13 protein-coding genes are annotated in these 12,286 nt (G+C 69.6%); 9 read left to right on the top strand and 4 right to left on the bottom strand.

From position 1 onward, the window contains the following. Positions 1–48: 48 nt before the first annotated feature. From IWX63_RS02625 to IWX63_RS02615, 3 genes are all read left to right on the top strand, one after another. Positions 49–1,428, top strand: coding sequence for a M16 family metallopeptidase (locus IWX63_RS02625; RefSeq protein ID WP_199276606.1), 1,380 nt, complete (start codon positions 49–51; stop codon positions 1,426–1,428). Between the two features lie 134 nt (positions 1,429–1,562). Further along, entirely contained in the window at positions 1,563–2,261 is a 699-nt protein-coding gene (locus IWX63_RS02620; protein ID WP_334685577.1) for a DsbA family protein, read from the top strand. Positions 2,262–2,266: 5 nt separating this feature from the next. Further along, positions 2,267–2,908 carry a vitamin K epoxide reductase family protein gene (locus IWX63_RS02615; protein ID WP_199276605.1) on the top strand — a complete coding sequence of 214 codons (642 nt, stop codon included), beginning with the start codon at positions 2,267–2,269 and terminating at the stop codon, positions 2,906–2,908. Positions 2,909–2,990: 82 nt separating this feature from the next. On the opposite strand, the gene IWX63_RS02610 is transcribed toward IWX63_RS02615, so the two are convergent. Both IWX63_RS02610 and IWX63_RS02605 read right to left on the bottom strand, forming a co-directional pair. Further along, entirely contained in the window at positions 2,991–3,227 is a 237-nt protein-coding gene (locus IWX63_RS02610) for a hypothetical protein (RefSeq protein WP_199276604.1), read from the bottom strand. Between the two features lie 114 nt (positions 3,228–3,341). Then, positions 3,342–3,806, bottom strand: coding sequence for a Fur family transcriptional regulator (locus tag IWX63_RS02605; RefSeq protein WP_199276603.1), 465 nt, complete (start codon positions 3,804–3,806; stop codon positions 3,342–3,344). Between the two features lie 223 nt (positions 3,807–4,029). Here IWX63_RS02605 and IWX63_RS02600 point away from each other — a divergent pair, with 223 nt between their 5' ends. The 6 genes from IWX63_RS02600 to IWX63_RS02575 all read left to right on the top strand — a co-directional run bounded on the left by IWX63_RS02600 (position 4,030) and on the right by IWX63_RS02575 (position 10,872). Then, on the top strand, positions 4,030–4,872 hold the full coding sequence (locus tag IWX63_RS02600; protein ID WP_199276602.1) for a universal stress protein: 843 nt from the start codon (positions 4,030–4,032) through the stop codon (positions 4,870–4,872). 146 nt (positions 4,873–5,018) lie between these two features. Next, a complete protein-coding gene (locus IWX63_RS02595; RefSeq protein ID WP_199276601.1) occupies positions 5,019–7,742 on the top strand; it encodes a cation-translocating P-type ATPase in 2,724 nt (907 codons plus the stop codon). Positions 7,743–7,989: 247 nt separating this feature from the next. Then, positions 7,990–8,361 carry a DUF7793 family protein gene (locus IWX63_RS02590; protein WP_199276600.1) on the top strand — a complete coding sequence of 124 codons (372 nt, stop codon included), beginning with the start codon at positions 7,990–7,992 and terminating at the stop codon, positions 8,359–8,361. Positions 8,362–8,437: 76 nt separating this feature from the next. After that, positions 8,438–8,827, top strand: coding sequence for a DUF7793 family protein (locus tag IWX63_RS02585; protein ID WP_199276599.1), 390 nt, complete (start codon positions 8,438–8,440; stop codon positions 8,825–8,827). A 123-nt stretch (positions 8,828–8,950) separates the two neighbouring features. Then, positions 8,951–10,471 carry a CYTH and CHAD domain-containing protein gene (locus tag IWX63_RS02580; protein ID WP_199276598.1) on the top strand — a complete coding sequence of 507 codons (1,521 nt, stop codon included), beginning with the start codon at positions 8,951–8,953 and terminating at the stop codon, positions 10,469–10,471. A gap of 65 nt (positions 10,472–10,536) precedes the next feature. After that, a complete protein-coding gene (locus tag IWX63_RS02575) occupies positions 10,537–10,872 on the top strand; it encodes a hypothetical protein (protein WP_199276597.1) in 336 nt (111 codons plus the stop codon). Here IWX63_RS02575 and IWX63_RS02570 read toward each other — a convergent pair. Together IWX63_RS02570 and moaA are read right to left on the bottom strand one after the other, a co-directional pair. Beyond that, positions 10,869–11,120: a MoaD/ThiS family protein gene (locus IWX63_RS02570; RefSeq protein ID WP_199276911.1), complete on the bottom strand. Its 252-nt coding sequence runs from the start codon at positions 11,118–11,120 to the stop codon at positions 10,869–10,871. The genes IWX63_RS02575 and IWX63_RS02570 overlap by 4 nt on opposite strands. A gap of 1 nt (position 11,121) precedes the next feature. Beyond that, positions 11,122–12,192, bottom strand: coding sequence for a GTP 3',8-cyclase MoaA (gene moaA, locus IWX63_RS02565; protein WP_199276596.1), 1,071 nt, complete (start codon positions 12,190–12,192; stop codon positions 11,122–11,124). Positions 12,193–12,286 lie beyond the last annotated feature (94 nt).

The following is a 12,286-nucleotide window of genomic DNA, read 5'->3' as shown; positions in this document are numbered from 1 at the left end:
TCGGCGCCGGGGCCGTCTGCCGTTTCCCGACAGACCAGAAAGTCCAGGATGTCCCTGTCCTCCGTAGTGTCCCTGCCCCTGCTGCCTACCACCCACACCGGTGGGGAGGGAGCCGATGCCACGTTCGTGGCCGGTGATCCCGGCGGCAACGTGGTGCGGCGCAGCGTGCTGCCCGGCGGCGTCCGCGTGCTCACCGAAGCGATGCCCGGCCAGCGGTCGGCGACGATCGGCTTCTGGGTGGGCGTGGGGTCCCGCGACGAGGCCGACGGCCAGCACGGCTCCACCCACTTCCTCGAACACCTGCTGTTCAAGGGGACCGCGCGCCGCAGCGCCATGGACATCGCGTCGGCCTTCGACGAGGTGGGCGGCGAATCCAATGCCGCCACCGCGAAGGAGAACACCTGCTACTACGCGCGCGTCCTCGACTCCGACCTGCCGATGGCCATCGACGTCATCGCGGACATGGTCACCTCTGCCGTGCTCGACCCCGAGGAGCTCGAGCAGGAGCGCGACGTGATCCTCGAGGAGATCGCGATGGACAGCGACGACCCCGCGGACGTCGCGCATGAGCGGTTCGTCGAACTGGTGCTGGGGGAGCACCCCCTCGGCCGGCCGATCGGCGGGACGCCCGAGGCGATCCGCGCGGTGCCGCGCGACTCCGTGCTCGCCCACTACCGCCGCTACTACACGCCTGCCGAACTGGTCGTCACCGCCGCGGGCGGGCTGGACCACGACGTCGTCTGCCGCCTCGTGCAGGAAGCGCTCGAATCGGCCGGGTGGGCCCTGGACGAGGGCGCACTGCCCGTCCCGCGCCGCCGGACCACCGAGGTGCCTGTCCAGGGGGCGACGGGCGTCCACGTGATCAGGCGCGCCGTCGAGCAGTCGAACATCCTGATCGGATGCCCCTCCCTCACGGCGACCGATGAGCGCCGGTTCGCGATGAGCGTCCTCAACGCCGTCCTGGGCGGGGGCATGTCCTCGCGGCTGTTCCAGGAGATCCGCGAGAAGCGCGGGCTCGTCTACTCCACGTACTCGTTCTCGGCCGCCTATGCGGATGCGGGCTACTTCGGCATGTACGCGGGGTGCTCCCCGGCCAAGACCGGCCAGGTCATCGATCTGCTCGGCGCCGAGCTGGACCGGCTCGCCGCCGACGGCATCGACGCCGAGGAGCTCCGCAAGGCCGTCGGGCAGCTCTCGGGCGGACTGGTCATGGCCCTCGAGGACAGCAGTTCCCGGATGTCACGGCTCGGCCGTTCGGAGCTCGTCTCGGGCGAGTTCGTCGACATGGACACCTCGCTCGACCGCATCCGGTCCGTCACCGCCGAGGACGTCCAGGCCCTGGCGCGGGAGCTCGCCGCGGCGCCCCGCACCACCGTCGTCGTCGGGCCCTTCGACTCGGAAGCCGATCTCGCCGGCCCGGGCGCCTGACCGCCCCGCGGATGCGTCGCCGCCCCCGTCTTCAGTACAGGGGCGCGTGTATAATTGGATGAAGGACGCACGCCGGTTCCCCGCACTCGGTGGGGAGCGGGGGCGTTGCCTGTCCACGACGAGGAGACACCACCGTGCCGACCCCCGCCCCCAGTACGACGCCTGACGCGAAGAAGGGCCCGAGCCTGCCGAACCTGGTCGCGATCGGCCTGCTCGCCGCCGCAGCCCTCGTCGTCGGTCTGGTGATCCTGTTCAACGCGCTCGGGAACGACCGGGACCAGGCGGCAGGCACGACGCCCGCGGCCGAGGTCGTCCGTGAGGATAGCCACCGCCTGTCCCAGGCGCCCGACGAGAAGGCCGTCCTTGTCGAGTTCCTCGACTTCGAATGCGAATCCTGTCTTGCCGCGTACCCGCTCGTGGAGGATCTCTCCGAGGAGTACGGGGAGAACCTGACCGTCGTGTCCCGATACTTCCCGCTGCCCGGCCATCCGAACTCCGAGACCGCAGCCGCTGCCGTCGAGGCGGCCGCACAGCAGGGCCGGTTCAAGGAGATGCACGCGCGCATGTACGAGACGCAGACCGAGTGGAGCCACACCTCCGAGGACAGGTCGCCGGTCTTCAGGGGCTACGCCGAGGACCTCGGGCTCGATATGGCCGCCTACGACGCGGCGATCGCCGATCCCGCGACGATGGAGCGCGTGAACGCGGACAAGAAGGACGGCATGGCGTTGGAGGTCGAGGGGACCCCGACCTTCTTCCTCGACGGCCGGAAGATCCAGCCGGCCACGGTGGAGGAATTCCGCAGCCTGATCGAAACCGCCATCGCGGACTGAGCACCATGGCCCACACCGACGGCGGCCTCGGACCATCCCCGCAGACGGGTCGGGATGACGTGACGTCCTCGCCGGGATTCGCCCGCCGGATCCCTTTCGCTGTCGTGCTCTTGGCGACCGGGGTCGTCGGGTGGGTTGCCGCCGGCATCCTGATCCTCGAGAAGCTCGAGCTCTACCGGGACCCGGACTACGTCACGAGCTGCGACATCAACCCGTGGGTGTCCTGCGGGCGGGTCATGGAGACCTGGCAGTCCGAGCTTTTCGGTTTCCCCAACCCTTTCATCGGGCTCGTGGGCTTCACCGTCATCATCACCACCGGCATGGCGCTGCTCGCCGGGGCCCGGTTCAGCCGCTGGTACTGGTTCGGCCTGCAGGTGGGCGTCACCCTCGGCGGGGTGTTCGCGGCCTGGCTGTGGAGCCAGGCCCTGTTCGACATCTACATCCTCTGCCTCTACTGCATGATCGTGTGGGCGGCGATGATCCCACTGGTCATCCTGACCACCGTCCGCAATCTGGTCCACGGCGTCATCCCCGCACCCGCACGGCTCACCAGCAGCCTCGCGGCATGGGTGGGACCGATCATCGTGCTGGCCTACCTCGCCGTCGCAGCCTCCGTGTTCCTCCGCTTCGTCCACGTGTTCACGTGAGGTACCCGGTGCCCGTCGGCCCATGGTCCGGCGCGTTCCCGTCCCGGGGTCGACGGCGTCGGGGCCCGGCCGGCAGGAAAGCTCAACCGGTGTAGGTGTAGAAGCCGCCGGACACCGGGCCGCGGACCTCGGTGGTGACGTAGCGGCCGGGCGTGCCCGGGACAGCTCTGCTCGACGTGACGTAGGTGCCGGGCGTCCGATGGGTCGCGGGCATCGTGCGGCTCGTGGTGGTGTAGCTGCCCCCGAGGGGCGACGCCGGCATGCTGCTGCGGGGAGCGGGGCGGAGATCAGGGCGGGTGATAGGCGCGATGAGAGTCAAGGTTTCTTCCTTTTCGGTTGATTTCGGGCGTGACCGTACCAGGACGGTAGGGCTGCTGCCCGAACGACGGGTCACCGGACCGCTGGTCGGTCGGTGATCACCCGGTTCTTGGGGTTATTGGTTGTCGCCGGCCGATGCGGCGGCGCGGCATTGCTCGCACAAGCCGTTGAACGTCACTTCGGCGGCGAAGACGGTGAAGCCGGAATCATCCGATGGCTCCAGGCATGGTGCTTGCCCGATGACGCAATCGACGTCCCTGATCGTTCCGCACCTGACGCAGACGAGGTGGTGATGGTTGTCCCCGACCCTGCATTCGAACAGGGCGGGCGAACCCGGAGGATCGAATCGACGGACCAGTCCTGCTCCCGTGAAAGCCGCCAGGATCCCGTAGACGGCCTGCGGGGAGGTACCGGACAGGTCGTCCTTCACCCGCTCGAAGACGCGTTCGGCGCTCGAATGCGGCAGGTGCTGCAAGGCGCGCAGCACCGCGACCCGGGGCGCCGTCACTTTCAGTCCCGATGCCCGGATCGTATGCTTCAGCACGTCGGTGTCGGGGATGGAAGCAGATGCGGTCGGCATGCTCACCACCATATCGCTTATTTTGAGTTACTCAAAACAACTGGTCCTCTTCGACCGCGAGCGTATCCCCGAAAGTCCTACCCAATCAGCCTGGAGTCGGTCATGCTCAAGCAGGACCCCTTCTCAGGCAAGGACTCACCATGCATCCAGCACCGCCGTCCCACGACGCCCTTCGACCCGCGGTAGGCCGGGGCATCACCCTGCCACCCGCCGGTGCACCAGCATGAGCCCGGCCGAAGCGCCGGTCAAACCCGTCATCGCCGGCTATGACGGCTCGGACGGCTCCCGCCGCGCCATCCTCTGGGCAGCCCACCACGCGGCCGTCGCCGGACTGCCCCTCGTCGTCGTGCACTGCTGGGTCTGGCCGTTCTTCACCCAGGACCTCGGCCCTGTCGCCGACGTCAAGGACAGCGGCCTCCAGCGGGCCGCCGAACGGACGGGCGCTGAAGGCCTCGATCTCGCCAGGCAGGCCGAACCGGACGTCGATGTCAGCATGCGGCTCCTCACCGGTTTCCCCTCCGAGGTGCTCACCAGGCTCTCCGCCGAAGCCTCCCTGCTCGTCACCGGGACCCGCGGACTGGGTGGGTTCGCCGGCCTGCTCATCGGGTCGGTCAGCCTCCACCTCGCCGCTTCCTCCTCCTGCCCCATCGCCGTCATCCGCGACGACCAGCCCGATGAGGGCGACGTCCTGGTCGCCGTCGACGGCTCCCCGGAGAGCGATCGCGCGGTCACCGAGGCAGCGCTCCTGGCGAAGACCCTGCACGCGCCGCTCCGCGTGCTCCATGTGCGGCCCTACACCCGGCACGCCTGGACGAGGCTGTCCGGCCCGGAGCACGATCCCGTGGTCCAGCAGGCCCTGAACCTCCTGCCCGACGATACGGACCTCACCGTCATCGAGGACTCCTTCGCGGAACCGTCCGTACCCGGGGTCATCATCCATCAGGCCCACCGCGCCGTCTGCGTCGTCCTGGGAGCGAAGGGCACCAACACGCTCGGTGCCCGCCTGGGGTCCACGGTCCACGCCGTCCTCCACCACGCCCGAGGCAACGTTCTCGTCGTCCGGTAAGCCATGAGACCCGAAGCACGAGAAGGACCACACCTGCCGACCTTCTCCCGCCGCGTACCGTGACCCCACCACGGCGAGCACACCGCCGCGCGGCACCGCCTCCCGGCGCCGTGGGACCGCCGAGCCACCCGGCATCCGCAGAGGGTGTGCCGTTCCACGCGCGGAGCACCGCTGACGTCCTCACCGCCCTCGGGACGGGCACCGCGGGGCTGGACGCCCCCGAGGCAGCCCTGAGGCTCGACGCCCAGGGACCCAATGCGCTACCGCCGCAGCGCCGGCGCAATCCGATAGTCACCTTCCTGAAGCAGTTCCACGACATCCTCATCTACGTCCTCCTGGCCTCCGCACTCGTCACCCTCGTCGTCGGAGACTGGATCGACGCCGTCGTCATCCTGGCGGTCACCCTGATCAACGCCCTGGTCGGGGTCATCCAGGACGGCCGGTCGCAGAAGGCACTCGACGGGATCCGCTCACTGCTCTCCCTCAGCGCCAAGGCGAAACGCGAGGGGGGCTGGATCAATGTCGACGCCGCGGATCTCGTGGTCGGGGACATCGTCCGGATGGAACCGGGGGACAAGGTCCCCGCCGATGCACGGTTGCTCCGCGCCAGCACCCTGCAGGTCGACGAGTCGGCCCTGACGGGGGAGTCCCTGCCGTCGGACAAGGGCACGGAGCCGGTGCCCGCCGCCAGCAGCATCGGTGACCGTTCCAACACCGTGTTCTCCGGGACCCACGTCGTCGCCGGTGACGCCACGGCCGTCGTGTTCGCCACCGGGGCCGACACCGAACTGGGCCGCATCAACACGCTGGTCACGGAGACGAAAAGCACCCGGACCCCCCTGACCCGACAGCTCGACGCATTCAGCAAACGGATCTCCCTGGTGATCGTCGCCGTCGCGGGCATCATGTTGCTCGTGGGCTGGTTCGTCCACCAGCGGGAGAGCGCGCAGCTCGTCCCGGCGACCATCGCCTTCGCTGTCGCGGCGATCCCCGAGGGGCTTCCCGCCCTGGTCACCATCACGCTCGCGCTGGGTGTCCGTCAGATGGCATCGCGCAACGCGATCGCTGAGAAACTCGCGGCCGTGGAGACCCTCGGTTCGGTCACGACCATCTGCACCGACAAGACGGGCACCCTGACCCGCAACGAGATGACCGTGCGTACGGTCGTCACAGGTGTCGGTGAATACGCGATCGACGGCACGGGCTACGCGCCCTCCGGATCGGTCACCTCTCCTGCGACCGGCGAGGAGGAAGCCGGTGGTCCGGATCTTCGCGCGGTCGTCGAGGTGTTCGCGCGCTGCAACGACGCGCACCTCGTCTCCGATGACGGGGACTGGCAGGTGGTGGGAGACCCGACGGAGGGCGCGCTCCGCACCCTCGCCGCGAAAACCGCGTTCGACGGCTCCGACCATGATCGGTTGGCCGTGATCCCGTTCTCCGCCGAGGCGAAATACATGGCGACCCGGGATCGGGGGCCGGACGGTGTGGCCCGTATCCTCCTCAAGGGCGCGCCCGGAGTCGTGCTGGAGCGCTGCAGCCACGAGATCGGTGCTGACGGGGCACTGCGCCCGATCGACCGCGCGGCCTGGACCCGGACCGTCGCCCGGTTCAGCGACAAGGGCCTGCGGGTCCTCGCCGGCGCCCATTCGGCCCCCACCGCTCCGACGACGGACCTCCGCGAGGACGAGGTCGCCGGCGGCATTGTGTTCCTCGGCATCGCCGGGATCCTCGACCCACCCCGGGCCGAGGCGATAGCGGCGATCGCGGCGATGCACCGTGCCGGCATCCGCGTGAAGATGATCACCGGGGACCATCCGGGCACGGCCCTGGCGATCGCCCGGGAGATGCGGATCGCCACGGTCGACTCGACGGTGCTCACCGGCGACGCCATTGAGCGGATGGACGACCTGGAACTCGCGGCCGCAGCGCCCGACGTCGACGTCTACGCGCGGACGAGCCCCGAACACAAACTCCGGATCGTCGCGGCGCTGCAGTCGCACGGTGAGATCGTCGCGATGACGGGCGACGGCGTCAATGACGCTCCGGCCCTGCGGCGGGCCGACATCGGTGTCGCCATGGGCATCAAAGGGACCGAGACCACCAAGGAGGCCGCCGAGATCGTCCTCGCGGACGACAACTTCGCGACCATCGGCCACGCCGTCGAGGAAGGCCGCCGGATCCGCGACAACCTGCAGAAGTCGATCCTGTTCCTGCTGCCGACGACGTCCGCCCAGGCGCTGGTCCTGCTGCTGGCCGTCCTCTTCGGGTCCACCCTCCCGCTCCAGGCCACCCAGATCCTCTGGGTCAACCTCATCGCCGCGATCACCCTGTCGCTGGCCCTGGCGACCGAGCCGGCCGATCCGGACAGCATGGACAGGCCCCCCCTGCGACCAGGCCGGGGCATCCTCGATCGGAGCTACGTCGGGCGGATCGTCTGGGTGGCGGCACTGATCACCGCAGCGACAATCGGCGTGTTCTTCTTCGAGGTGAACGAGGGCTCCAGTACCGCCGAGGCGCAGACCACGGCCGTCACGATGCTGGTCCTCGGCCAGCTCGCGTTCCTGTTCAACTGCAGGTTCCTCAGGGCCTCGAGTCTCCGGCCCGCGGTGCTGCGAGGCAACAGGGCGATCTACATCTCCAGCGCCGTGCTCCTCGTCCTGCAGCTGGTCTTCGTGTACGGGCCGTCCATGCACCCCTGGTTCCACTCGGCGCCCATCGGCCTCCGCGAATGGGGCTACACCATCGCCGTGGCGGTGCTCATCTTCCTCCTCGCCGAGGCCAGCAAGATGGTGGAACGCCACGGAGCACGACGGCGGGCCACCGACCACACCCCGGGCAGGGTCACCCCCACCCGGCTCCCCGTCCCGTAGTCCTCCCTCCGACGGCCTACCGCTTGCGTCCCTGTGCCCAGGGGTCGCGCCTTCAGTTATCCGTCCTCTGCGAACAATCTGCGGATAAGTTGCGGGTGCCCGGCATGTGATGGATGCCCGTCGGTTCATAGGATAGGGAGCTACTGACCACTGTGGCGGGGAGCTGATAGGTATCGACGAGCGAAGTACCAAGCGAGCGGTGCGGCCCGACGGGGGGCCGGTTCCGGCGTCCGGCTACGGCCGGACGGTGAGGGTGTCTGCGGCCGAGGGCCGGGCGACGCTCAACCTGCTCCGCCCTGCCCTGATCCGCCTGACGTGGGCGCCGGGGACCGAGGTCCAGGAAGCCGACGCCCGGGACGTCCTCCGGCAGAGCCTGGAACTGGTCGACCACGTTCCGTACGCGGTCCTGGTGGATATGCGCCACATCACGATGATCAATGCCGGCGCCCGGGCAGCCTACGGTTCCGAGACGATGGTCCTGGCCGCCGCGATGCTCGGGCTCACCCCCGTGGACCGGGTCATTGCAGCATCGGTGCAGCAATCGGTGCACGAGGTCCGGTTCTTCACCGAGGAGGAGGCGGCGCTCGCGTGGCTGACCAGTCACCTTCCCGCCTCGTAGCCCGGCATCGTGGAGGGGCGCGGGCGAGCCGGATCCTTCGGGACGACGGGCGGGCGGATCCGATGAAGGGGCGGGGATGAGGACCAGCGAGGAACCGCATCAGGCGATCGAGCCCTTCACGGCGACGATGCGTGACGGGGTCCTGTGGATCGAATGGTTCGCCGGCATGAGTGTCGGTGATGCCGATGCTTCCGCCCTCGTCGAGCGGGCCGATGCGATCAGCAGGGACGTGTGCCCGCCGATGCTGGTCGAACTCAACGGCATGGTGACCCTCAGCCGCAGCGCCCTCCTCCGGTTCGCGGGGGACCTGAACATCGCCGCGATGGCGATCGTGGGACCGACCGCCGTCGACAACGCCCTCGCGGCATTCTTCGCCGAGGTCCACGATCCGCCGTACCCGACCCGGTACTTCCGGGATCGGGCCCACGCCCTTGCCTGGCTCACCGGCTGCCCCCACGCACCCTGACGCCCAGTCGGTCACCCGGGCACCGAGAGCCGTCAGGGACTTTCGTCCCGAACCGGGCGGGGTCGGGGGACCGTGTGCCCGCAGGCTACTGACGCCGGTCGGTGTCCCGATATACAGTGCCCTATGGGCTCGGATCCTGCGGTTGAGATTGAGCGGAAGTTCGACGTCGACGACGACGCCGCGATTCCTCCGTTGCACGACCTGCCGGGCATCGGGACGGTGGACCCGTCCGTCGAGTACCGGCTCGACGCCGAGTACTTCGACACCGACGACCTGCGGCTGGCCTCACGGCGCATCACGGTACGACGACGGACCGGGGGTGAGGATGCCGGGTGGCATGTGAAGATCCCCGCCGGGACCGACGAGCGCCACGAATACCATGAGCCGCTGGGCGAGAAGACCGACGGCATCCCCGAGGCACTCCTGGACCTGATCCGGGTCCATGTGCGGGGCAAGGCGCTGGTGCCGGTCGCCCGGGTGACGACGCGCCGCATCGTGCACCGCCTCCACGGGGAGGGGGGTGAGGTCCTGGCCGACTTCATGGACGACCACGTGCAGGCGGAGGCGCTCCGTCCCGAACCATCCAGCCTGCACTGGCGTGAATGGGAGATCGAGCTCGTCGACGGGTCGAGGGATCTGCTCGATGCCGCACAGTCGCGGGTCACGGACGCCGGTGCGCACCCCGCCGCCCACAGCTCCAAGCTGGCGCGGACCCTGGGATCCCGGCTGCGTTCCGTCGCCGACGGGAGACCCACGCCGACGCCGGACGGTCCGGCCGGGGACGTCCTGCTCGCCTACCTCCATGAGCAGCTGGCAGTGCTCAAGCAGCAGGATCCCCAGGTGCGGGAGGACGCCCCCGACGCGGTCCACCGCATGAGGGTCGCCACCCGACGCATGCGATCGGTCCTCGGCACGTATCGGTCCCTGCTGGGCGACGCCGATGCCGTACGGCTCCTGCGTGACGAACTTAAGTGGCTGGCAGGCGTCCTCGGCAGGGCGCGGGACGCGGAGGTCATGCACGCGCGGCTCAAGGACATGCTGGCCGACGAGCCGACCGAACTCCTGATGGGCCCGGTCAAGCGCAGGGTCGACCTGGAGCTCGGGGCCGGCTACAGGAAGGCCCACGCCCGGGCACTCAAGGCGCTGCGCGGGCGTCGGTACTTCCTGCTGCTCGACACACTCGAGTCGTTGCTGGCCGACCCGGCACCGACCGCCCGGGCGGCCCAGCCGGCGGCCCGGGTGATCCCGGAACTCCTGAACCGGGACATCCAGCGCCTGCGCGCGGCCGTCCACGAGGCCAGGCATCACCCCGCCGGGCTGGGCGACCAGCCTGCCCTCCATCAGGCACGCAAGGACGGCAAGCGGTTGCGGTATGCAACCGAGGCCGCGGCCCCGATCGGCCGGAAGAAGATCACACGCATCGGGGACGCGGCCCTGGGGATCCAGAAGATCCTCGGCGAACACCAGGACAGCGTCGTGACCCGGAACCTGCTGCGCCGCCTGGGCGGCGCAGCCTTCAAGCAGGGTGAGAACGGGTTCACCTACGGTCGGCTGCATGCCCTGGAGCAGGTAGCAGCCCTGCGGGCCGAAGCCCGTTTCCGCAGGGAGTGGAAGCACTTCCCCTCCGAGCTTCGCGCGAAATAGCGGCTTCCGGGAATTCCCCGAACCGGACCCGCTCCACCAGCGGGGGAGAGGATGGTCCTCCTGCGATGACGATCTACCCGCGGTACGAGACCGTCAGCTTCCTGCGAGCGGCGGGTGCCAGCTACATCGAGGGCCTCGTCCTGATGCGCTACGCGCAGAAGGCCGTCGAGGACAGCACGCTCGCCGCCCACGAGCGGGTCGTCCACGTCGAGGTCTGGGGTGAGGAGACCTGCGGGATCAGCTACCACCACGGGCATCCGGTGGACCTGACCGTCGAGCACCAGGCCATCTACTGGTATCGCGTCACCATCCACGGTGAGCCGCCGGCCGCAGCGGTCCTGGCAGGCGACCCGGGCGAAGGCGTCGACCAGGTCCTGGTCGAGGGCTCCGCTGCCTCCTAGCCCCCGGCGAAGGGTGGGAGGACGTCGAGCACGTCGTCGTCCGCGAGGACGGTCGAGGTGTCCCGCAGGGCGACTTCGTTCAGCAGGAAGCTGCTGCGGTCGAGGACCGTCGCCAGCGACGGTGCGCCGGACGAGGCAGGGCGCCCGCGCAACTCGTCGAGCACGGCGGCCAGCGTGCGTCCGCCGGGCAGCCGCTCCTCACCGACGCCGGTGGCGGCCTTCGCCGCCCCGAAATACCTCACGAGCACCTCAGCCACCGATGGCACTCATCGACCGGTCGGGCTGGACGAAGTCATCGGCCCCGAGCCCGGTATGGCTCATGCCGTGCGCCCGCGGCTTGAGCCACATGGCGTCGCGCCAGCGCTGGGCCACGGCCTCGTCGTCCGCGTCGGAGCGCAGGAGACCGCGCAGGTCCGTCTCCTCGTGGGAGAAGAGGCAACTCATGATCTTGCCCTCGGCCGTGACGCGCGTCCGTCGGCAGTCCGCGCAGAACGGTTCCGTGACGGACGCGATGATGCCGACGGTCCCGAGGACGACGTCGGGAGCCGTCCTCGCCCGGACCTCCCACCGCTCGGCGGGCGCGCCGTCGCGGTTCCGGGGGTCCGGGGTGAGGACGAAGCGGGTCTCGACCAGCGCGCGCATCTCCGCGGCGGTCACCATGCCCTCCTTCGTCCAGCCGTGGTCGGCGTCGAGGGGCATCTGCTCGATGAAGCGCAGTTCGAAGCCGCGGGCGACGGCCCATTCCACGAGGTCGGGCGCCTCGTGGTCGTTGATGCCGCGCATCAGCACGGCGTTGATCTTCACGAGGCCCAGCCCGGCGTCCGCGGCCGCCTCGATGCCCCGGAGCACGCGATCCAGGAACGGCCTGCGGGTCAGCTGGGCGAAGGTCTCGGGGTGGAGCGAGTCCATGGAGACATTGATGCGCGTGAGCCCGGCATCCTTCAGCTGCACGGCACGGCGGTCGAGGCCGAGGGCGTTGGTCGTCATGGAGATCGGCAGGTCGGCGTGGTTGGCGCGGATGTCCCGGATGATGTCGAGCAGGTCGGCCCGCACCAGGGGTTCCCCGCCCGTCAGACGCAGCTCCCGGATCCCGAGCCGGTCGACGCCGATGCGCACGAGGCGGACGATCTCCTGGCGGGACAGGACCTGGTCCTTCTGGAGCCAGTTCAGGCCCTCCGCCGGCATGCAGTACGTGCACCGCAGATTGCACTTGTCCGTGAGTGACAGGCGCATGTCCGTGGCCTGCCTTCCGTGGGTGTCCAGAAGGCCTGTGGTCGCGCCCCCGCGGGCAGCACTCGGCATTCCCAGTTGGATTCCCATAAGAACGAGATTACGCCCTCGGCGGGCCCCCGCCCTACCCGGGGTCGCCGAGGGCGGGTCTTCCGCCCGGCGCCGCGGCCCTGTAGAACGCGGG

This window comes from Arthrobacter sp. CAN_A2, from assembly GCF_015752045.1.
Classification (GTDB): domain Bacteria; phylum Actinomycetota; class Actinomycetes; order Actinomycetales; family Micrococcaceae; genus Arthrobacter_D.
The sequence above is the reverse complement of the archived record's forward strand: the minus strand, read 5'-3'. Positions and strand labels throughout refer to the sequence as shown.